The following is a 19,753-nucleotide window of genomic DNA, read 5'->3' as shown; positions in this document are numbered from 1 at the left end:
GTTGGAGCGGCCCTGCGAAGGAGACCGGATGAGTGACGGGCCGACGGTGGACGCAGCCAGAACGGTCCCGGAGCGAGGGCCGTCCGACTACGCCGGGGCGATCTACGGGTCTCTGCTGGCGGCGTCGGTCGTTGCGGGAACCGGCCCGGGGCAGGAACCTCCGCAGCCTGGCCAGTTGATCGCACTCCTGCTCGCGACCGGTGTGGTGTTCTGGCTGTCGCATGTGTACGCCCACCTGGTCGGAGAGCGATCAACCGGAGCACTTCTGTCGCTGCGAGAGTTCCGGACCGCTGCGCGGCGGGACTGGCCGATCGTGCAGGCCGCCGTACCTCCCGCGGCGGCAGTCGGCATCGGTGTGTTTCTCGGGCTGTCGGACGCCGGCGCCGCCTGGCTGGCGCTCGGGGTCGCGGTCGGATCTCAGTTGGGCTGGGCGCTGTACGTCGCCGCCAAGGCGGGCGCCACCAGCAGCCGTATGGTCGCCGCGGGCGTCATCAACCTTGTCCTGGGCCTCGTGATCGTGGCGCTGAAGGCCGCGTTGACGCATTGACGTCGTCCGCCAAGGGTGACGCGCAGCCGGTCCATGCGGTCCTACTGTCGACGTGCAACTCGACGTCCGTCGAGGACCGAGCAGGAGGGGTGCACACAGATGACCGACAACCGCACGTTCGAGTCGCAGGCTGACTCGGGCTGGGCGATGAGCGGAGTCGCCTTTGCCGCCACGATGATGCTGATGATCGGTGCGTTCCATGTGATCGCCGGGTTCGCCGCGATCCTGAACGACGACTACTTCGTGCTCGTCCGGGGCTACGCCTTCGACCTGGACATCACCGCCTGGGGGTGGATCCACCTGATCCTGGGTCTGGCCGTCGTCGCGACCGGTATCGGTCTGTTCGCCCGGCAGACCTGGGCGGGAGTGGTCGCGCTGTTCCTGGTGGTGCTGAGCGCGATCGACAACTTCTTCTTCATTCCCTACGCGCCGTTCTGGTCGCTGCTGCTGATCGCTCTCGACGTGTGGGTCATCTGGGCGCTGACACGTCCGCGTGCGGTGCGTCACTGACGGCCGGTAGCCGTGTCCACGCCGCTGGTCCGTACCGGTGATCTCGGCCGGATCGCGGCCACCTATGTCACCTCGGTCCTGGCGCTGGCGCTCGCGGCGGCCGTGCTGCCCGGCCTCCGGTTCTCGTCGTTCTCGCAGTTGCTCGCATCGGCCGCGGCGGCGTTGCTGGTCGGTGCGCTGGTCCGTCCGTTGCTGGTCGCCGCGAGTGCGGCGATCGGTTGGCTCGCGGTCCTGCTCCTGGCGGTGCTCGGACAGGCCGTGATCCTTGCGGTGGCGCTCTCGCTGATCCCGGGAGTCGAGGCGGATTCCTTCTGGGTCGTGCTTGCCGCGGCCTGGATCGCTGCGGCTGCGACGACGATCGTGGCCTGGCTCTGCACCTCCGGTACGCCGGAAGCCTTCACCGCGGCCCTCGTACGGCGGACCAGGCGGCGGCGCATTTCGGTCGAGGATCCCGAGGCTCCCGGCGTCATCTTCGTCCAGCTGGACGGGGTGCCGTTCCCAGTCCTGCGCTGGCAACTCCTGGCCGCCACGCTGCCCACCGTCGGGCGTTGGATCCGCGATGGCGGCTATCGCCTGGTGGAGTGGACTCCGGTGCTACCGCCCACCACACCTGCCAGCCAGTTGGGCATCCTGCACGGCCGCATCGACGGCGTACCCGCCTTCCGTTGGTACGACCGGGCCCTGGGACGGGTGCTGGTGGCCAACCGGGCCGCCGACGCCGCCGAGATCGAGCGCCGCGCTACCAACGGTCGCGGTCTGCTGGCCGACGGCGGGGTGAGTATCTCGAACCTCTTCAGCGGTGACGCCGAGCGATCGGTGCTGACGATGAGCAAGGTCGAGCTCCGCCGTGGTCCGGCCGACACGCGTCGCCGGGTTGCCTGGTATCTCGCCAGGCCGGACGGGTTCGCGGGCAGCCTGTTCGGGGCGATCGCGGAGATCGGCCGGGAGCGGTTCGAGGCCCGGCGGCAACGACGTCGCGACGTACGCCCACGGGGACACCGTGGCTGGCTCTTCGCCGGCATGCGGGCGGTGACGAACGTCGTACTGCGAGATCTCAACACCGCCCTGGTAGCCGAGGAGATGATCCGTGGCACCCGGGTCGTCTACGTCGACTATGTCGACTACGACGAGGTGGCCCATCACGCCGGTGCTTTGCGGCCGGAATCGCTGGCCGCGCTCGATCGGCTCGATCACGTGCTGGCGTGCCTGGAGGCGGTCGCCAAGGCAGCGCCGCGGCCGTACCGGCTGGTCATCCTTTCCGACCACGGGCAGTCCCAGGGTGCGATCTTCGCCGATCGGTACGGCGTCGATCTCGCGGCCGTCTGCTCGCAGCTGACCGCGGCAAAGGTCGAAGCCGTCGAGCAGCCGGTCGAGGGCTGGGGCCGCGTGAACGGCCTCCTGGCCGACCTGTCGGGCGGTGACACCAGCACCGGACGGGCTGCCCACGGCGCGGCCGTCCGAGCGCAGCGCCGCTCCGCGCCGCCGACGGTCACCACCGGTTCGGACCTGGTCGTCCTCGGCTCGGGCAACCTCGGTCTGGTGTACGCCGCTGAGGAACGCCGACTGACGATGGAGGAGATCACCGATCGCTGGCCGGCCCTGATTCCCGGGCTGGCGAACCACGGCGGGGTCGGCTTCATCGCGGTGATGAGTACCGAGCACGGGCCGCTGGTGGTCGGGCCGTCGGGGGTCCACCGGCTGTCCGACTCGAAGGTGACCGGCGATGACCCGCTGGCGCCGTTCGGGCCGTTGATCCCGGCAGACCTGCTGAGAGCGGTCTCGATGCCCGAGGCACCTGACCTGTACGTCAACAGCTCGGTCGACCACGACACCGGCGAGGTCTCCGCGTTCGAGGGCCTGGTCGGTAGCCACGGTGGACTCGGCGGCTGGCAGGACCGGGCGTTGCTGCTCGCCCCACCCGATCTGGTGATCCCGGACCAGCAGATCCGTGGCGCGGACGAGCTTCACCGCGTGCTCGTCGGCTATCTCGAACAGCTCGGACAGCGCAGCGGGATCTCCCGCGACACCGCGGACGTGTGAAGTTGCTAGCGGTGGGCGGCAACACTCGACCGAGGGGGTCACGATGATCGACCACACTGCCGGGAAGTGGTTCCTCCGCCCGGACGAGCGCGGCAATCCCGGCACGGACATCGACCGGGTGGGGGACGTGGACGGATCCTGGGTCGACGGCAACCTGGTCCGGCCGCTGATCCACGGCTCAACGTACTTCCGCCGGCTGTACGAGGAGCTGTGCGCGCTGCGCGCCGGCGACCGGGTCTACTTCACTGACTGGCGTGGCGACGCGGACGAGAAACTACTGCCCGACGGCCCGACGATCGGTGCCGTACTCGCTGATCTCGCCCGATCGGGAATCGAGGTGAGAGGACTGCTGTGGCGGTCGCATTCGGACCACCTGCAGTTCAACGCGCGGGAGAACCGGCGGCTCGGGACGAAGCTCAACGAAGCCGGCGCCGAGGTGTTGCTCGACCAACGGGTACGGCGGCTGGCCTCGCATCACCAGAAGCTGTTCGTCGTCCGCCACAAGGGCCGGCCGGAGGTGGATGTCGCGTTCGTCGGCGGTATCGACCTGTCCCACCAGCGCCGCGACGACGCCGAGCACCTCGGTGATCCTCAGCAGGCGCCGATGGATCGCAGGTACGGCGACCAAACACCCTGGCACGATGCGGCGCTCGAGATCCGCGGGCCGGTCGTCGGCGATCTGCTCCGTACCTTCGTCGAGCGCTGGGACGACGGACACCCGCTCGACCGGCGTACGCCGTACCGGATGATCGTGCAACGGCTCGCCCGGATGCCGCGCCATCCGAAGTCCCTGCCGGAGACGTTCCCCGATCCGCCGCCGGCCGGGCCGCATGCCGTCCAGGTGCTGCGGACGTACGCCCACAAACATCCTGGCTATCCGTTCGCGCCGCTGGGGGAGCGGAGCATCGCCCGTGCCTACACGAAGGCGTTCGGTAACGCGCGGAAGCTGATCTATCTGGAGGACCAGTACCTGTGGTCCGAGCTGATCGCCCAGGGAATCCACGATGCGCTCGAGCGATGGCCCGAGCTCCGCGTGATCATCGTCGTACCGCGGTACCCGGATGCCGATGGTGCGGTGAGTGGGCCGCCGGCACGCTTCGGGCAGTTGCGCGCCGTCCGGATGCTGCGGCGGACCGCGCCGGACCGCGTCGGGATCTACGACCTCGAGAACGTCGCGGGGGCGCCGATCTACGTGCACGCGAAGATCTGCATCGTCGACGACGTGTGGTTCACCTGCGGCTCGGACAACTTCAACCGGCGTTCCTGGACCTGTGACAGCGAGCTCACCTGCGCCGTCCTGGACACGACCGTCGACGACCGGGAGCTCGTTGCCGAGGGCACCCGCCGGCTGGCCCGCGACCTCCGGCTGGAGGTGTGGTCCGAGCATCTCGGTATGCCCGCCCAAAGCCTGACCAAGCTCGACCCGCAGGCGGGCTTCGAGCTGTGGCGACAGACTGCGGCGGATCTGGATGCCTGGTACGCCGACGGCCGGAAAGGCGAGCGGCCACCTGGGCAGATCCGCCCGCACCACACGGAACCGGTCAGCCGTTTCCAGGCCCTCTGGGCGGAACCGCTGTATCGGATGGTTTACGACCCCGACGGCCGACCCCGCCGGATGCGCCGGAACGGGGAGTTCTGACATGAGTGTCGAGGTCGTGTTCTGGAGCGTGGTCCTCGCGCGGTTCGCGCTGCCGCTGCTGATCCCGCTGTTCCCGTTGCCGGCGATCATCGCGTGCCTCCTGCTCGACGGGGTCGACCAAACGATCTTCCAGACGTTCGGGTACGACCCGCCGTTCTACCAGAGCTACGACAAGGCGATGGATGTCTTCTACCTGTCCATCGCCTACCTGGCGAGCCTGCGGAACTGGACCAATCCTGCCGCGGTGAAGGTCAGCCGCTTCCTGTTCTTCTTCCGGCAGATCGGTGTGGTCGCGTTCGAGCTGAGCGGCGTACGGCTGCTGCTGTTGTTGTTCCCGAACACCTTCGAGTACTTCTTCATCGCCTACGAGGGGGTTCGCACCCGGCGGAACCCACTGCGGTACACCTTCAAGTTCTGGGTGATCGTCGCCGCTGCGATCTGGATCTTCGTCAAGCTGCCGCAGGAGTACTGGATCCACATCGCCCAGCTGGACCTGACCGACACGATCCGGGACGTCCCGTGGTTCCTCCCGACGCTCGTCGTCGCGGTGCTCGCGCTGCTCGCGGTCCTGTACTTCTTCGTCCGTCCACGACTGAGTCCCGCCGACTGGTCCTGGAGGTTCCGCGCCGATCCGCTGCCGGAGGGTATCGACGAGGCCTCCGAGCGTGCGGCGTACCAGGCCGCGCACCGGAAGGTCCTCGACGCGACGACGCTGGAGAAGGCCTTCCTGATCGGCTTGATCAGCATCATCTTCGGGGAGGTGCTGCCCGGGGTCGAGGCGAGCAGCCTGCAGGTGTTCCTCGCGATCGCGGTCTTCGTGGTGATCAACGCCGCGATCGGCCTGTGGGCGTCGAAGCGCGGCTATTCGTGGAACTCCGCCGCAGTGTCGTTCGGGGTCGTCTTCGCGACGAACGTCGTACTCGTGATCCTGGCCGACGTGCTGCTGTCGCGGGGACCGGGTCAGCTCCACCTGGTGGACGCGCTCTTCTTCATCTTCCTGTTCAGCATTCTGGCGACGCTCTATGACCGATACCGCCCGATCGCCGACTACCGCGCCGCCGGCGCCGACCGGGCAGGAGCGGGACGCTGACTGTCCAGGAGCTCAAGGTGATCACCCGACGGCTGGAGCAGACGTTCCCGGGCCGGTGTGCTGGTTCCTTCGTGGCCCTGCGCGGCGTCGACCGGGCGATGGTCATCGCCTCGCAGGCGCTGACGGCGCTCATTCCCCTCCTGCTCCTGGTCTCCACGCTCGCTCCGGCGGACCGCCGTGACCTCGTCGCGAAGGGACTCGTCCAGAGGTTCGAGCTGACCGGCAACGCGGCCGAGGCCGTCACGGAGGTGTTCGCGCGGCCCGCGGGTGGATCGAGTATCGGCGTCCTGAGCGTCGTGATCCTGGTCTTCTCCGCAGTGTCGCTCGCCCGCCGGCTGCAGCGGCTGTACCAGGACGCCTGGCGGCTCCCGCCTGCCGCGGGCGTGCGTGGCTCGCTGATGACGTTCGTCGGGCTGGCTGCGCTGCTGTTGCAGATCGCCTTGCTGTATCTGGCCCGCTCGGCGCTGCGCGCGCTGCCGATGGACTGGCTGCTCAGCGTCACGGTCTCGATCCTGACCGGCGTGTTGCTGTGGATCTGCGTTCCTTGGCTGCTGCTCGACGGCCGGGTCCACTGGCGACGGCTGGTGCCCTCTGGAGTACTGGCGAGCGTGTGCGGCGCTGCCTACAGCGTCGCATCCACCGTCTACATGCCCCGGATGATGGAGACGAACAGCGAGCGGTACGGCCTGTTCGGTGTCACGCTGGCCCTGGTCGGCTGGCTGCTGGCCGTTGCGCTGATCGTCGTCATCGCGACCGTGATCGGCGCGGAGTTCGACCGCAGTCAGGGGTGGCTGGCCCGTCGCGTGCGGTCCTGGCTCGGAACTGAACCAGACCCGGGTCGGACGGTTTCCCCCACCAAGGATGAGGCGGCCTAGGGCAGCCGGACGGAGCATGGTTGCGTGGGTACTTCAGAGCAGTCCGAAAACCCGCCTGACGTGCCGTCGCCGAGCCGGGACGCGATCCTCGTGCTCGACGCGGCAGTCGGGGCTTCCATGCTGGCGGCGGCCGCCGCGCAGACGGTCGGACGCCGGGTAGGGGGAGCCCTCACCCCGGTCCGGCGCCGGGTCGGGGGAGTCCTCAGCCCCGTCGCCGTCGTGATCTTGCGGCCTCCGGTGCTGGCGGAGCGGTACCAGGCAGCCACCTGGCTGGAGGCTGTCGGCCGGCGCGGTGGCCAAGGCCGCCAGGAGCTGGAGCGTCAACTGTCGGTCGTGCTCGACCGGCTGGTTCCAGCGGTGGCAGCAGAGGTGCTGAAGCGGATCGACATGGCCGAGATGGCCGAAGGGGTCATCGCCGAGGTCGATCTCGCCGAGATGATCCGGCAGTCCACCGGATCCGTTGCCTCCGACACCGTCCGCGGCGTACGCATGCAGGGCATCTCCGGCGATGAAGCCGTCGGCCGGGTGGTGGCCCGCCTGCGGCTGCGACGTGGCCGGACAGAACCCGAGACGGCACCCGCGCAACCATGAGAACGGATGCACCCGTGTCGATCGTCCCGCGGGAAGCCCAGCCGTACCAGGGACGACGCGCGGGTCTCGTCAGCCGGTCGATCGCCGGTGTCATCGACGGGGTCGTGGTGGTAGCAGTGCTGCTGGGCGGCTACCTGTCCGTGAACGGGCTGAGGTTCTTGATCAATCCACGGGGTTTCCAGTTCAGTGAGGCATCGCCGGTGCCGGGCGTGACGACCGGGCTGCTGATTCTCGTCGTCTACCTCGCGGTCGCGTGGTCGGCCACCGGACGGACCTACGGCTGTCACGTCATGGGCCTGCGGGTGGTCAGCGGTCGTGGGGGATTGCTGCGGCCGCACGTCGCACTGCTGCGTGCCGTCTTCTGTGCCTTGTTCCCGCTCGGGCTGCTGTTGTGTGCCGGTGGCCGGCAGCACAACTCCGTGCAGGACCTCGTCCTGCGTACGTCGGTCATCTACGACTGGCGACCCCGGGCAACCACGATGAGGAGTTGACCATGGCCGACACCGAGCAGGGCGCCCAGACGCCGAGGCATCAGGCACCGCAGCCACCGGAGGAGAGCGGCGTACGACTGCCTGGGCTGGAGCGACGGGGCTGGGTCGGCCCGATCATCTTCGCGGGCGTGATGATGATCGTTCTCGGAGCCTTTCACGTCTTCCAGGGATTCGTCGCCCTGGTCAACGACGACTTCTACGTCCAGAACGACCGTCTCGCGATTCACCTCGACTACACCGCCTGGGGGTGGGGGCACCTGTTGGTCGGCACCGTCGTCTTCGTGGCCGGATTCTGTGTCCTCCTCGGTCAGGTGTGGGCCCGGATCGTCGGCGTGATCCTTGCCGTCGTGAGCATCCTGGTGAACATCGCGTTCCTCGCCGCGTATCCGGGGTGGACCACGATCATGGTCGCCGTGGACGTCCTGGTGATCTGGGCGTTGACGTTCCACGGTCGCGAGGTGCGGCCACCGGGCACCGGAGGGAGTCCGTACCGGGGAGACTAGGCCTCCGGACGCGCGGGCAGCAGACCCAACTCCCATGCTCGCCGGACGGCCTCGTTCCGGCGGGATGCGCTCAGCTTGCGGAGGATGCTTCGGACGTGGCTCCGGACCGTGTTGACGGAGACGTACATGGTGGCGGCGATCTCTTCGGTGGTCAGCAGCTCCGCGAGGTATTCGAGCACCTCATGCTCTTTGCTGGTCAACGACATGGTGACGATCACCTCGGGCCGCGGCGCCGGCCTGCGACCGGCCGCGGTGCGGTCGCGTCGAAGAACACTCTCCGCGCGGAGCCACGGATGCCGTCTGACCAGGTCACCGGTCGACTCGAGCAGCCTTCCCAGCGACGGTGGCGCCTCGGCGAACGGACGGCGGAGATGCTCGGGGGCGGCCAGCCTGAGGGCGCGTTCCAGGCAGAGCCCGCTGCGTCCGGTGTCCCCGGTTCTGATCGACACGTCGGCTTGGATCAGCCAGCTGTCCACCTGAGTTTCGAGTGCGGCGGCGCGATCTGTGATGCGCGGTGATTGAGCGGGCTGCCGCTCGCCGGCCTCGGCAGCTGCTCGCTGCAGAACCAGGAGCGATCCGACTTGGTCACGCCCCTGGGAGTGCTTGATCACCGAGATGGCCTCCTGCGGCTGGTGCTGTGCGACGAGCAGCTTCGCCTCGTCGACGATCAGGGCCTGGCCGAGCCAGCCCTGTGCGCCGTAGCTGTAGCTCGCGGCCCGCAGTTCCGCGGCGGCCAGATCGAGGTCACCACCGGCCCGCAGCAGCCGGGCGCGAACCAGAGCGAGTGCGGCAGCGAGCACTCGCGTGTTGTGGGTCGGTGCGGCCTCTGCGGCGCGCTGCACCATGGCTTCGGCAGCGGGCAGATCGCCCTGTTCGGTACGTAGCCAGGCCTCGGCCACGATCACTGACTGAGGCATGGCCGGTTGTGAACCGGACTCGACCAGCTCGGTCGCGTACGCGACGAGCTCCCCGGCTCGTCGCAGATGTCCCCAGACCGCCTCCACCAGCGCGGCCATGCCGAAGAGGTGGCCCAGAGCCTCCTGGGCTCCGGCGTCCTCCGCGATCGCGATAGCTTCGCTCAAGGCCGCCTGGGCTGCTGGGAAGTCTCCGCGCTCGAGCAGTACCCGACCCTTGCAGGCGGCGACCAGCAGCCTCGATTCCGGCCGCGCGACAGCTGATTCCGGCGATGTCGCTCGCAGCCTGGCCTCCGCGTTCAGGACGACGCCCAGTGCGATCCCCGAATCCCTCCCGAGGCTCGCGCAGGCCCCTTGCAGCACGCTGATGGCCGGCTCGACCACCTGGCTTCGGCCGGATGCCTGCTGGTCGAGGCACGCCCTGGCCTTGCCGAGTTCCGCCGTACAGCGATCGACGTCGAACGCGGCCAGCGCTCGGGCGGCCCGGACGACCCCGGCCTCGGAACCGTCCAGCTCATCGGGGAAGCCGGCGAACAGCGGTGTCAGCCGGCGGCGCCGGCGCCCGACGAGGAGACCGGCAACGTCAAGATCCTCCACCAGGTACCGGGCTGCGTGCTGCCAGTCACCGGCCGCGACGGCGTGGCGGATCGCTGTGAGCGGCCGACCGTTCTCGGCAAACCAGGTAGCGGCGGCGACGTGCAGGGCACGAGCTGCATCCGGCATCTCGAACCGCAGGTAAGCGCGAAGAAACTCGCGGAACAGAGGCTGGTAGGTGTAGCAGTCCGCGGTCCCCGGAACAGGCCGGATGAACGAGTTGCCGTGGGAGATGAACTGCAGTGACCGAAGATCACAGGCGCGCCCGGTCAAAGCCGCGGCCAGCGCCGGCCTGACCTCGTCGACGATGCAGGTCCGGAGCAGGAACTCACGCAACTCCCGGGGCTGCGCGTCGAGAACCTCCGTCATCAGGTACGCCGAGATGTTCCCGGCGTCGCCGCGGAACTCGCGGATGCCCTGGGCCGCGTCGGCCTTCCCGGCGAGGTTCATGGCCGCGAACATCAGGCCGGCGGGCCAGCCGTCGGTCCGGGCCAGTAGTTCGGCGACCTCCGAGTCGGTCAGTTCGACCTTGTGCCGGCGCATCAGCTCCGCTGTCTCGTCCGTCGTGAAGGCCAGGTCAGCCGCCCGGATCTCGGCAACGGTGCCCGCCAACCGGTAGAGGTGCAGGGGCAGCGACGGGTCGGACCGCGTCACCAGGACCGCCCGGACGCGTCCCGCGTTGCCGCGGATGAGGCGATCGAGGCTCCGCCCCAACTCCGGTGTGATCGTGAGGTCGCCGCAGTCCACCACGAGGATCAGCACGTCGCGATCGTCGCCGCGCAGGTTGTCGCGCAGCGCCTCCACCATGGCCGCGGGCTGTTCGCCGCCGACCTCCAAGACGGCCCGCGTGACCACGGCCGGCCCTGCGTAGAGCTCCGCCCACGAGTCCACCAGTAGCGTCTTTCCGAAACCGGCGGGCGCACTGATCAGCGTCAACGGTCGCTGAACCCCTAGGTTCAAGCGATCGACAAGCCGCGGCCGCGGTACCGTCCCGGATGGGACCGTCGAAGTCCTGGCCGCTGAGGTCCCCCGACCTTCGAACGGCGCATCCGGTGAAGTACTGCGCCCGTCGCCCACCCTTGTGTTCTGATCGCCCGGCATGTCCCCTCCTAGCGATGTGCGGCATCACTCAACGCAGGGGCCGGACGCGGCGAGTCGCACTCTTCGAAGACATCACGAAAATGTCTGTAAAACCAGCGTTTTCCGTCCGGTTGCCGAACAATTCGAGACGTTGTGATTTCGGTTTGCGGACCGGCCCGGGAGTTCACCCCGCAGGGATGACGCCGCGGCTCCCGACCTTTGCGAGCGTCGAACGCACACGGTCGGGAACGGAGTGGGTTCGATGGTCGACGCGACGTACGAGATCCGTGTGGCGGGCGCCGTACCCGAACAAGATCTCCGGGACATGGGCGCGGTCACGCTGGCGGTCGACCAGGTGAACACCGTCGTCTACAGCATCCCGGACCAGTCGGCACTCTACGGTCTGCTGGCAAGACTGCGGGCCCTGGGCATCGAGGTCGTCGAGGTTCGCCGGATCCTCGACCCCGGCTCGGCATCCGCGGAGTGGGTCGAGATCGATCCGGACGGGGGACACGATGGAACAGCGTGAGCCGTCGTACCAGGTTGTCGTCCAGGGGGAGCTGATGCCGGCCGTTCTGGCCTTCTGCGCGGACTCGCCGGCTTGTCACCAGATGTCCGGAGTCTTTCGGGTGCGGGTCCGCGACGACCAGGGAATCGCCGGTCTGGTCGCGAGGCTCCAGGCCGGGGGTCTGATGATCCTGAGTATCCGGCAGGTCACACCGGCAGCCGGCCTGGTCTCCGCGAGCGGGCCGGCCTGAGCTCATCCCGAGCGGGTGATGACGCCGCCGGCGGCCCGCGGCAGTGTGGCGACGAACAGGACGCACGGTCGGCAAGACCTTGGCTGAGGGGTGGAGAGTCATGCCAGAGGCAGACGTTCATGGGCCCATCGACTACGTACTCATTGAGTTCACCGGCAACCGGCTGACCGGTCGAGCGGCCGAGGAACTCGTCACTCTCGTGGAGCGCGGCATCGTCCACGTGTACGACGTCATGGTCGTCGGCAAGGATGCCGACGGCTCCGTGTACTCGGTGGACCTCGCCGAAGCGTCAGATCAGGCCGGCGGCTTCAGGGACCTGGACGGCGCCCGCTCCGGGATCCTGGCCGAGGACGACCTGCTCGAGGTGGCCGGCGCGATGCAGCCAGGGACGCTGGCGGCGCTGATCGTCTACGAGAACACCTGGGCGATTCCTTTCGTTGCCGCGGCTCTCGAGTCCGGCGGCACGATGATCGCCGGCGGGCGGATCCCGGCCCAGGACGTGATGGAAGTGCTCGACGCCCTGGATTCCCTGGAAGCGACGACACAAGGAGCCTGAGATGCCGGGACTGTTGCGAGGACTAGCAAGAACCGCCGCCGTCGCGGGCACCGCGTCCGCTGTCCACGGCCGGATACAGCGGCGGCAGGACGCCAAGTTCGCCCAGCGCGACGCTGAGACAGCAGCCAAACGCGACCAGGCCTACGCGGAGCAAACCGCGCCGCAGGATACGCCGCAGGCTGCGCCGCCGGCTACTCCGCAGGCTGCGCCGCCGGCATCGGCCACCTCCGACCGCTTGGAGCAGCTCAAGAGCCTGGGCGAACTGAAGCAGTCGGGGGTTCTCACCGACGCCGAGTTCCAGGCACAGAAAGCCAAGATCCTCGCAGGCTGAGGGGCCGCCATGACCGAGGACACGGGCGGGGTTCCTGCTGGTACGAAGGCCAACCCGCGGCTTGCCCTGCTGCTGGCGATGGCGATGTTCGTGCTCGTCGTGGACACCTCGCTGATGAACGTCTCGATCTCCTCGGTGGTCCGTGATCTCGACACGACGGTGAGCGGCGTGCAGTCCGCGATCGCGCTCGAGGCGCTGGTGTCCGCGGCGTTCATCCTGATCGGAAGCAAGGTCGGCGACCTCATCGGGCGCAAACGCGCGTACCTGCTGGGGCTGCTCGGCTACGCGGTCGGAGCGACCGCGATGGCACTGGCGCAGAGCCTGACCGCGATCATCGTCTTCTGGGCGTTGGTGGGTGGCATCGGGGCATCGCTCCTGCTGCCGGCGATGCAGTCGCTGATCCACGGCAACTTCGAAGGTGTGGAGCAGACGAAGGCGTACGCCATGGTCGGGGCGGCTGCTGCGATGGCTGCCGCGGTCGGGCCGCTGCTCGGAGGCTTTATCACCACGTACCTGTCCTGGCGGGTCGGGTTCCTGCTCGAGGTCGCGGTGATCGCGGTCGTGGTCGCAGGTCAAGGCATGGTCCACGACGTGCCGTACACGGGATCCCGGCGCGTGGATGTGGGCGGCGCCGTCCTGTCGGTACTGGGCATGGGCGGTATCGTGTCGGGCATCCTGGTCTGGCAGGAAGGCGGCGAGTACGTCGGCCTGATCGTGGCCATCGGCCTCATTGCTCTCGGCTCGTTCGGCTACTGGCTGGTGCGGCGCAAGCGCCGGGGGGAGCCGACCCTCATCGACCCGGTCTTGTTCAGTTCCGCTGTCTACCGGCTCGGTATCTCCCAGCAGATGCTTCAGCAGATCGCGCTCGGCGGCAGCATGATCGCCCTGCCGATCTATCTGCAGATGGTTCTCGAGTACAACGCGATGGAGGCAGGCCTCACCCTCGCGCCGCTCTCGCTGAGCATGTTCGGCGCGGCGATCCTCGCCGAGAAGAAGGCTGCGGGGCGACGCCCGAGCAGCATCGTCAGGTTGGGATTCACACTGTTGACCGTCGGCCTGGTGGTGCTGATCCCGATCGTTCCTCGGGCGGACTCGGGCTGGCCTCTGGTCGCGCCCCTGATCGTCGCGGGAGTCGGCCTGGGTCTGCTGGTATCGCAACTGAACAACTACACGCTGGGACCGATCTCCGAGGAACGTGTCAGCGAGGCAGCCGGCGTCAACTCGGCGGCAGGCTCGTTCGGACTCTCCTTCGGGCTTGCCTTCGCCGGGGCGATCATGCTGGCAACGCTGTCCCTCACCTTCACCAACCGGGCGGAGGCCAGCACCGTCCTTGCACCGGCCGAGAAGGAACAGGTCGCCACGGCGCTGGAACACGATGCGGAAGTGATGACCAACACCGAGCTCGAGAAGGTGCTCGCCAAGCAACCGCAGGACGTTCAGGACGAGATCATCCGGATCAACACGGACGCCAGACCGCTCGCCTTGCAAGTGGCCCTGGGCATTCCGATTCTCGCCGGTCTGCTCGGACTGGTGAACTCCTTCCGGATGATGCGCCTGAAGGACTCGCCGCTCACTCCCCCCGATGACTGAGGTTGTGCTGGACGGCGCCGACGAGCGTACGGGCGACCAGGCCGACCATGACGAGATCCCCGAGCATCTGCACCGTGACGACCGCGCGGGCTGCCGCTGACTCGGCCGTGATGTCGCCGAAGCCGACGGTCGCGAAGACGGTCACCGTGAAGTACGCCGCATCGAGCCGGCTCAACTGCTCGGAGAAGTTCGCCGGCTGCGCACGCGCCATCAGGAAGTACGACGTACTGAAGACCGTGAGGAACAAGGGCACCGACGTCGCCAGCGCGCCGATCGCCCTGATCCGGGGGTAGGGGGAGCGGGAGATGTCGAGGATCTGCCGTGCCAGCAGGAGCCCCACGACGGCAAGCCCGCCGCCCAGAGCCGCTATGGCGACACCGCCGTCGAGGCGCATGGGCAGGAGGAAATAGCCGACCACGATCACCACGGACACGAACAGGGAACGCAGCAGCGACATCGTGGCGAGGCGGCGCCGGGTCTGCTTGGGGAGCTGGTGATAGTCGATCTCGGCGGTTTGCACAGCTTCAGTCAAGCGCGGACACCGCGCGGTTGGTTCATCCGGCCGGGGTGATGCTGGCCGGCTCGCCGCAGGTGTTGGGTGGAACTCTCGCGGATCAGCGCCAGATCACGCGACTCGCTCACGGGCCGGAGGGGGAAGAGCAACATGATTGCACGGAACGCGATGGTGACTCCGACAGCCTCACCCACACCGGGACGAGCCGCACCCACCACGGGATCAGGTCGCGCCAACGGTGGATCGGTGTCCGCTGTCCGCCGGCTCGCGCCGGCAGACCGGGCCCGCCTGGGGCTCGCCGCGCGGGTGGTGCTGCCACCGCGCGAGCAGGCGGAACTGGTGCTGTCCTCGGACCGTCCGGATCCGGTCGCACTGCTCGAGGCGCAGGCCCGGTCCCGCATTCCCGAACTCGTCCCGGTGCGGCACGGCCGGATGATGGTGTCGCCCTTCGCCTTCTTCCGGGGCAACGCCCTCGGGATGGCAACCGACCTGGCCGCGGCGCCCGTGTCCGGCCTCAGAGCGCAGCTGTGCGGTGACGCCCACCTGTCGAACTTCGGAGTCTTCGGATCGCCCGAACGGCGGCTGCTCTTCGACATCAACGACTTCGACGAGACCATCGCCGGTCCGTGGGAGTGGGACGTCAAACGTCTCGCCGCGAGCATCGCGGTCGCCGGCCGGGACAACGGCTTCTCCCGGAAACATCGTGGCAAGGCCGTTCTGGAGACCGTACGACGCTATCGCGACGCCAGCGCCGAGTTCGGGACCATGCGGGCTCTGGACGTCTGGTATGCCCGCGCCGACATCGACGAGGTCGAGCAGACCCTGCGCAACAAGCCGACCTCGAGCCGCCGCAAGAACGTCGATCAGACCTTGCTGAAGGCACGCGCCGGCGGAAGCCTCAAAGCCTTCACCAAGCTCTGCGAGATGACCGACGACGGCGTCCGGTTCAAGGCCGATCCGCCGTCGCTCGTTCCGATCACCGAGCTCCTGCCCGATGCCGGCCGGCAAGCGCTCGAGACCGGGATCAAGGCCTTGCTGGACCAGTACCGCCGGTCGCTCCCGCACGAGCTGCGGACGCTGCTCGACCAGTTCGAGTTCGTCGATCTGGCCCGCAAGGTGGTCGGAGTGGGCAGCGTCGACACGCGGTGCTGGATCGTGCTGCTGCGCGGCCGCGACGACGGTGATCCACTCTTCCTGCAGGTCAAGGAGGCTGGTCCGTCGGTGCTCAAGACGAAGGTCCCCGTGCCGTTCCGGCAGCGATCGGCACTCCGCAACGAGGGGGAGCGGGTGGTGCTGGGGCAACGGCTGATGCAGGCGACCAGTGACATCTTCCTCGGCTGGCAGCGGGTCGAAGGGATCGACGGACAGATCCGCGACTTCTACGTCCGGCAGTTGCGGGACATGAAGGGTTCGGCCGCAGTGGAGAAGATGGACCCGTCCGGCATGACGATGTACGGCCAGCTGTGCGGCTGGACGCTGGCCCGGGCGCATGCCCGATCCGGCGACCGCATCGCTCTGACGACGTACCTCAACAGCGATGACGCGTTCCCGGAGGCGATGGTCGAGTACGCCGAGGCGTACGCCGACCAGAACGAACGCGATTACCAGATGTTCCTGGATGCCATCAAGAGCGGCCGCCTGGAGGCCGAAAGCGGGCTGTAGCCGCGGTCAGGCCGGCGCGCGTTCGTACGGCGGACAGCGTCGTCCGCCAGACGACCCGCCGGCTCGCGGGTCGTCTGGCGGTTGCTGCTTGCCGGCCACCTCGGTCTCAAGCCGGGCGACCTGCTCGCGAAGGCGTCGTACCTCGTCGTCGGCTCACTCGTCGTGGGGCCTCCTCCGCTGTCGATGACAAGGTCAGACCGCCAGCGCCTTCGCCTTCAGCGTGTCGAACTCCGACTGCGAGATGCTGCCCTTGTCGAGCAGCGCACTGGCCTGGGCGATCTGGTCGGTCGGACTGGCCGAGCTCGCGACCTGCTTGATGTAGTCCTCCTGCTGTTTCTGCGCAGCGGCTCGGCTGGTCATCGTCCGCTCTGCCATACCTTTGCCGCGGGCGATGACATAGACCAGCGCCGTGAGCAGGGGCAGGAAGAGAAGGGCGACAAGCCAGATGGCTTTGACGAACCCGGAGGTTTCGGAGTCGCGGAACAGGTCCCCCACGATCGAGAACAGCATCATCAGGTAGGCGACGAACGCAAAGCTGATGATGATGAACCACACAACGTCCCAGAAACTCATTGCAGCATCCTTTCTGCGAGCGCGAAAACGCCTCTGGTCAACCCTGGCGTCTCGTGAGCGGAGCGTCCTCACCTCTGCGGGATGATCTTCAGCGTCCCGATCCGGAGAATCATGAGGCTGATCGCGCAGTCTGTGCTGCGCGCAGGCTGTGGTGTGCGGAGGCCGGGGAGGTCGGGAGATGGATCGGGAACTGTTCACGTCGAGCTGGAAGATGATGGTGGTCCGCGGAGCCGTCGGCATCGTGTTCGGGATCCTGGCGATCGCCTGGCCGACCGAGACGGCGATCGGGTTGATGCTGCTGTGGGGGTTCTGGGCGCTGGCAGAAGGCATCAGCTTGCTGGTACAGGCGATGCGGTCCACGTCGCAGGGGAACCGGCTGGGGCCTGCGACGCTCGGCGTCATCGCGGTGATCGTGGCGTTCTTCGCGATCTTCAGCCCAGGCGTGACGGCCCAGACCCTGACCTGGATCGTCGGCATCTGGCTCATCGGCCGTGGTGTGGTCGAAGTCTTCACGGCCTTCAGCAGTTACCGGCTGACACCCCGCTGGATGCTCCTCGTGGGTGCCGGGCTGTCGATCCTCCTGGGCGTGTTCTTCGTCGCCAACCCCGGCCGCGGCGCCGTTGGGATCGCGGTCTGGCTCGGCCTGATGGCGCTGTGCTGGGGCGTGGTCCTGGTCGTGGCGGGTCTCACGTCACGCCGCCAACACGCCTGGCCGCCGGCGCCGGCGGCTACTCCTGATGCATCCCCTTGGTGACACAGCCCGTCGACTTCGGTCACGGTCTGTGAGGAACCGACGACCGGAGGGGTAACTGGTCCTGTCCAGAACGGGACCTTCGTCCCTGGGCAGCGCGCGCCATCGAGCGCACCCTCCAAGCACCGCTGCGATCCAGCGGTGCAGACGAGGGGGGACAGATCGATGAGATTCAGGAGAACTGCCGGTGTGGCTGTGGGGATTGCCGTACTGGTTGCCGGGGCCGGAACGTCGGCGGGGGTGAATCGCGCACCCGCGGCAGATCCGCCCGGTATCACGATCGTACCGGCGCCGGACAGTCCGGACGAGGCACAGTTCGTGCCAGGTGCGAGCAACGTCGTACCACCGACGGCACCGCCGGCGACGGACATCGGGCAGAGCCAGGTCCAGTCGCTCGCGGCGCCGTCCTACGCGTGTCCGGGGTTCAGCGGGATCGAGAAGACGAACCCGTTGGCGAACCTGTACAGCGACAGGTTCGCGTGGGGGCCGTACCCGTGGGTCAAGGTCGGCACCGGTCGCGGCAACATCAACTGGGCGTCGAATCCGTACAAGAACGCCAGTTGGTACATGTGGTTCCACTCGCTGCGCTGGCTCGGACAGGGGATCGTTGCCGCGGGCAAGGGTGATCTGGTCGCGATGACGCGGGTGAACACGATCGCGTACGACTGGTACCGCGACAACCCGTACTCGTGGAAGGGCAACATCGGGGCGTGGGAGTCCACGATGCACCGCACCAACGTGCTGATCTGCTTGCGGCAGGCAATCATGTCCGGGCTGAAGGTCACGGCGCTTCCGATCCGGTATGCGTGGGTGGACTCAGCGCTGCTGAGCCATGCGCGGTTCCTCACCTACAACTGGAGCGGCGCTTGGAACCATGGCACCGACGAGAGCATCGCCTTGTTCGGCGTGGGGGTAACGCTGAACCGCAGCGACTACAAGAACCTGGCCGTGCAGCGACTCGGGGCAGGTATCACCACGTCGATCGATGCGCAGGGGGCGACCAACGAACAGTCCACCGGCTACGCATCCTTCAACTACACGCTCTGGGGTCGCGCGATCGCCGTGCTGCAGAACGGCGGGTACAGCGCGGGGACGACGATGGTGACGCGGCGTGCGCTGCTGGGGAAGTTCCTGGCGTTGGCCACGAACTCGATGGGCATGCTGCCGCAGATCGGTGACACCGAGCTCCGGCCGATGTACCCCTGGCCGGGGACGCCCATGGAGTACGCCGGATCGCTGGGAACCAAAGGTACGGCGCCATTGTGGCGGGTCGGGATCTACTCGGCCGGTTACGTGTTCGGCCGCACCGGGTGGGGAACTGATCCCACCAGAGGCTTCGCCGGTGAGTCGGCGTACAGCATCAGGTACGGTCCGGGGCGGGCGTTCCACGGGAACTTCGACCACACCAGCATCACCTACACGGCACGCGGCCGGGACATCGTGGTCGACGGCGGGTACGCGGCGTACAACGCCGGCGCCTATCGCACGTGGTCCGTCGGTCCGAGCGCGCACAGTGTGATGACGACGCCGATGTCGACGTACCTGAATCCGGTGACTCGGCTGACCGCGTCGTCGGTGAGGTCGAACGCGGAGTCGTACCTGTTCGCTGACGCACCAGGGAGCGGGATCAGTCGTCTCCGCTCGGTCCTGGCGCTGAAGGACCCGGATCTGCTCGTGGTGTGGGATCGCGCGTCGGCGAAGACCGCCCAGGCGTTCCAGACACTGTGGCACCTGCCGTCGGACCAGCGGGCGAGCGTGTACTCCCGGACCACCGCGGTCGCGATGGCACCAGGAGACGCGACGAAGACGATCGTGTTCCAGGTGCCGTTCAAGCAGGCGCTGCCGGCCGGCGCGATCCTGATCAAGCAGGCACAGACCAACCCGATCCAGGGCTGGCAGTACCCGAGCAGCTTCGTTCGCAAGTCTGCTCCGACGCTGATGCTGGCCCGCTCCGGCAAGACGGCCTCGATCCTGTCCTTCGTGGTCCCCGTGCGTGCCTCGGGCACGGTCACCTACAGCGTGCGGCAGTCCGGTACGACGTTCATCGTCTACCTCAACGTAGGAGGCAAACGAACAGCGATCGCCATCTCCGGCGGCGGCTCGCTCTACCGCGCTGGATAGGAAGTCACGTCGTCCCGGCGCTG

General features: G+C 67.9%; 20 protein-coding genes. 17 read left to right on the top strand and 3 right to left on the bottom strand.

Annotation, left to right across the window (positions count from 1 at the left end):
* The first annotated feature begins 28 nt into the window (after positions 1 to 28).
* The 9 genes from E0H45_RS17820 (at position 29) to E0H45_RS17780 (ending at position 8,286) form a co-directional block, all read left to right on the top strand.
* Positions 29 to 547 carry a hypothetical protein gene (locus tag E0H45_RS17820; protein ID WP_131338631.1) on the top strand — a complete coding sequence of 173 codons (519 nt, stop codon included), beginning with the start codon at positions 29 to 31 and terminating at the stop codon, positions 545 to 547.
* A gap of 99 nt (positions 548 to 646) precedes the next feature.
* Positions 647 to 1,057 carry a DUF7144 family membrane protein gene (locus E0H45_RS17815; RefSeq protein ID WP_202872376.1) on the top strand — a complete coding sequence of 137 codons (411 nt, stop codon included), beginning with the start codon at positions 647 to 649 and terminating at the stop codon, positions 1,055 to 1,057.
* A gap of 12 nt (positions 1,058 to 1,069) precedes the next feature.
* Complete coding sequence (locus E0H45_RS17810) at positions 1,070 to 3,097, top strand: alkaline phosphatase family protein (RefSeq protein WP_131338629.1); 2,028 nt, start codon at positions 1,070 to 1,072, stop codon at positions 3,095 to 3,097.
* Between the two features lie 43 nt (positions 3,098 to 3,140).
* Entirely contained in the window at positions 3,141 to 4,736 is a 1,596-nt protein-coding gene (locus E0H45_RS17805) for a phospholipase D family protein (RefSeq protein WP_131338627.1), read from the top strand.
* A gap of 1 nt (position 4,737) precedes the next feature.
* Positions 4,738 to 5,826, top strand: coding sequence for a hypothetical protein (locus E0H45_RS17800; protein ID WP_131338625.1), 1,089 nt, complete (start codon positions 4,738 to 4,740; stop codon positions 5,824 to 5,826).
* Between the two features lie 17 nt (positions 5,827 to 5,843).
* Positions 5,844 to 6,701, top strand: a complete 858-nt coding sequence (locus E0H45_RS17795; RefSeq protein WP_131338623.1) for a YhjD/YihY/BrkB family envelope integrity protein — start codon at positions 5,844 to 5,846, stop codon at positions 6,699 to 6,701.
* A gap of 24 nt (positions 6,702 to 6,725) precedes the next feature.
* Positions 6,726 to 7,292 (top strand): hypothetical protein, encoded by a 567-nt coding sequence (locus tag E0H45_RS17790; protein WP_131338621.1) that lies wholly within the window; start codon positions 6,726 to 6,728, stop codon positions 7,290 to 7,292.
* A gap of 14 nt (positions 7,293 to 7,306) precedes the next feature.
* Positions 7,307 to 7,783, top strand: coding sequence for an RDD family protein (locus E0H45_RS17785; protein ID WP_202872375.1), 477 nt, complete (start codon positions 7,307 to 7,309; stop codon positions 7,781 to 7,783).
* A gap of 2 nt (positions 7,784 to 7,785) precedes the next feature.
* A complete protein-coding gene (locus tag E0H45_RS17780) occupies positions 7,786 to 8,286 on the top strand; it encodes a DUF7144 family membrane protein (RefSeq protein ID WP_202872374.1) in 501 nt (166 codons plus the stop codon).
* On the opposite strand, the gene E0H45_RS17775 is transcribed toward E0H45_RS17780, so the two are convergent.
* A complete protein-coding gene (locus tag E0H45_RS17775) occupies positions 8,283 to 10,730 on the bottom strand; it encodes a helix-turn-helix transcriptional regulator (protein ID WP_131338617.1) in 2,448 nt (815 codons plus the stop codon). The two genes, E0H45_RS17780 and E0H45_RS17775, sit on opposite strands and share 4 nt — an antisense overlap.
* A 406-nt stretch (positions 10,731 to 11,136) precedes the next feature.
* Between E0H45_RS17775 and E0H45_RS17770 the strand changes: the two genes are divergently transcribed.
* From E0H45_RS17770 to E0H45_RS17750, 5 genes are all read left to right on the top strand, one after another.
* Positions 11,137 to 11,403, top strand: coding sequence for a hypothetical protein (locus tag E0H45_RS17770; protein WP_131338615.1), 267 nt, complete (start codon positions 11,137 to 11,139; stop codon positions 11,401 to 11,403).
* Entirely contained in the window at positions 11,390 to 11,632 is a 243-nt protein-coding gene (locus tag E0H45_RS17765) for a hypothetical protein (protein ID WP_131338613.1), read from the top strand. Before E0H45_RS17770 ends, E0H45_RS17765 begins: the two co-directional genes overlap by 14 nt.
* 100 nt (positions 11,633 to 11,732) lie before the next feature.
* Complete coding sequence (locus E0H45_RS17760) at positions 11,733 to 12,188, top strand: DUF6325 family protein (RefSeq protein ID WP_131338611.1); 456 nt, start codon at positions 11,733 to 11,735, stop codon at positions 12,186 to 12,188.
* Position 12,189: 1 nt separating this feature from the next.
* Positions 12,190 to 12,519 (top strand): SHOCT domain-containing protein, encoded by a 330-nt coding sequence (locus E0H45_RS17755; RefSeq protein ID WP_131338610.1) that lies wholly within the window; start codon positions 12,190 to 12,192, stop codon positions 12,517 to 12,519.
* Positions 12,520 to 12,528: 9 nt separating this feature from the next.
* Positions 12,529 to 14,109, top strand: coding sequence for an MFS transporter (locus tag E0H45_RS17750; RefSeq protein WP_131338608.1), 1,581 nt, complete (start codon positions 12,529 to 12,531; stop codon positions 14,107 to 14,109).
* On the opposite strand, the gene E0H45_RS17745 is transcribed toward E0H45_RS17750, so the two are convergent.
* Entirely contained in the window at positions 14,090 to 14,641 is a 552-nt protein-coding gene (locus tag E0H45_RS17745; protein WP_131338607.1) for a potassium channel family protein, read from the bottom strand. The genes E0H45_RS17750 and E0H45_RS17745 overlap by 20 nt on opposite strands.
* Before the next feature lie 228 nt (positions 14,642 to 14,869).
* On the opposite strand from E0H45_RS17745, the gene E0H45_RS17740 reads away from it, so the two are divergent.
* Entirely contained in the window at positions 14,870 to 16,285 is a 1,416-nt protein-coding gene (locus E0H45_RS17740) for a DUF2252 domain-containing protein (protein WP_238155070.1), read from the top strand.
* Positions 16,286 to 16,477: 192 nt separating this feature from the next.
* Here E0H45_RS17740 and E0H45_RS17735 read toward each other — a convergent pair whose 3' ends face one another.
* Positions 16,478 to 16,858: an SHOCT domain-containing protein gene (locus E0H45_RS17735; protein WP_131338605.1), complete on the bottom strand. Its 381-nt coding sequence runs from the start codon at positions 16,856 to 16,858 to the stop codon at positions 16,478 to 16,480.
* A gap of 178 nt (positions 16,859 to 17,036) precedes the next feature.
* Here E0H45_RS17735 and E0H45_RS17730 point away from each other — a divergent pair, with 178 nt between their 5' ends.
* On the top strand, positions 17,037 to 17,612 hold the full coding sequence (locus tag E0H45_RS17730) for an HdeD family acid-resistance protein (RefSeq protein WP_131338604.1): 576 nt from the start codon (positions 17,037 to 17,039) through the stop codon (positions 17,610 to 17,612).
* Between the two features lie 186 nt (positions 17,613 to 17,798).
* Positions 17,799 to 19,730, top strand: coding sequence for a heparinase II/III domain-containing protein (locus E0H45_RS17725; RefSeq protein WP_238155069.1), 1,932 nt, complete (start codon positions 17,799 to 17,801; stop codon positions 19,728 to 19,730).
* Positions 19,731 to 19,753: the final 23 nt, after the last annotated feature.

Origin of the sequence: Kribbella soli (genome assembly GCF_004331345.1) — a bacterium.
GTDB classification, from domain to species: Bacteria; Actinomycetota; Actinomycetes; order Propionibacteriales; family Kribbellaceae; genus Kribbella; species Kribbella soli.
Note: the sequence above shows the minus strand (reverse complement) of the source record. Positions and strands in the feature narration are given on the sequence as shown.

Bases quoted from the DNA above. Each gene is read 5' to 3' on its own strand.
- E0H45_RS17760 (WP_131338611.1), top strand. From the start codon at position 11,733: ATGCCAGAGGCAGACGTTCATGGGCCCATCGACTACGTACTCATTGAG.
- E0H45_RS17820 (WP_131338631.1), top strand. From the start codon at position 29: ATGAGTGACGGGCCGACGGTGGACGCAGCCAGAACGGTCCCGGAGCGA.
- E0H45_RS17750 (WP_131338608.1), top strand. From the start codon at position 12,529: ATGACCGAGGACACGGGCGGGGTTCCTGCTGGTACGAAGGCCAACCCG.
- E0H45_RS17770 (WP_131338615.1), top strand. From the start codon at position 11,137: ATGGTCGACGCGACGTACGAGATCCGTGTGGCGGGCGCCGTACCCGAA.
- E0H45_RS17805 (WP_131338627.1), top strand. From the start codon at position 3,141: ATGATCGACCACACTGCCGGGAAGTGGTTCCTCCGCCCGGACGAGCGC.
- E0H45_RS17730 (WP_131338604.1), top strand. From the start codon at position 17,037: ATGGATCGGGAACTGTTCACGTCGAGCTGGAAGATGATGGTGGTCCGC.
- E0H45_RS17800 (WP_131338625.1), top strand. From the start codon at position 4,738: ATGAGTGTCGAGGTCGTGTTCTGGAGCGTGGTCCTCGCGCGGTTCGCG.
- E0H45_RS17755 (WP_131338610.1), top strand. From the start codon at position 12,190: ATGCCGGGACTGTTGCGAGGACTAGCAAGAACCGCCGCCGTCGCGGGC.
- E0H45_RS17780 (WP_202872374.1), top strand. From the start codon at position 7,786: ATGGCCGACACCGAGCAGGGCGCCCAGACGCCGAGGCATCAGGCACCG.
- E0H45_RS17735 (WP_131338605.1), bottom strand. From the start codon at position 16,858: ATGAGTTTCTGGGACGTTGTGTGGTTCATCATCATCAGCTTTGCGTTC.
- E0H45_RS17765 (WP_131338613.1), top strand. From the start codon at position 11,390: ATGGAACAGCGTGAGCCGTCGTACCAGGTTGTCGTCCAGGGGGAGCTG.
- E0H45_RS17815 (WP_202872376.1), top strand. From the start codon at position 647: ATGACCGACAACCGCACGTTCGAGTCGCAGGCTGACTCGGGCTGGGCG.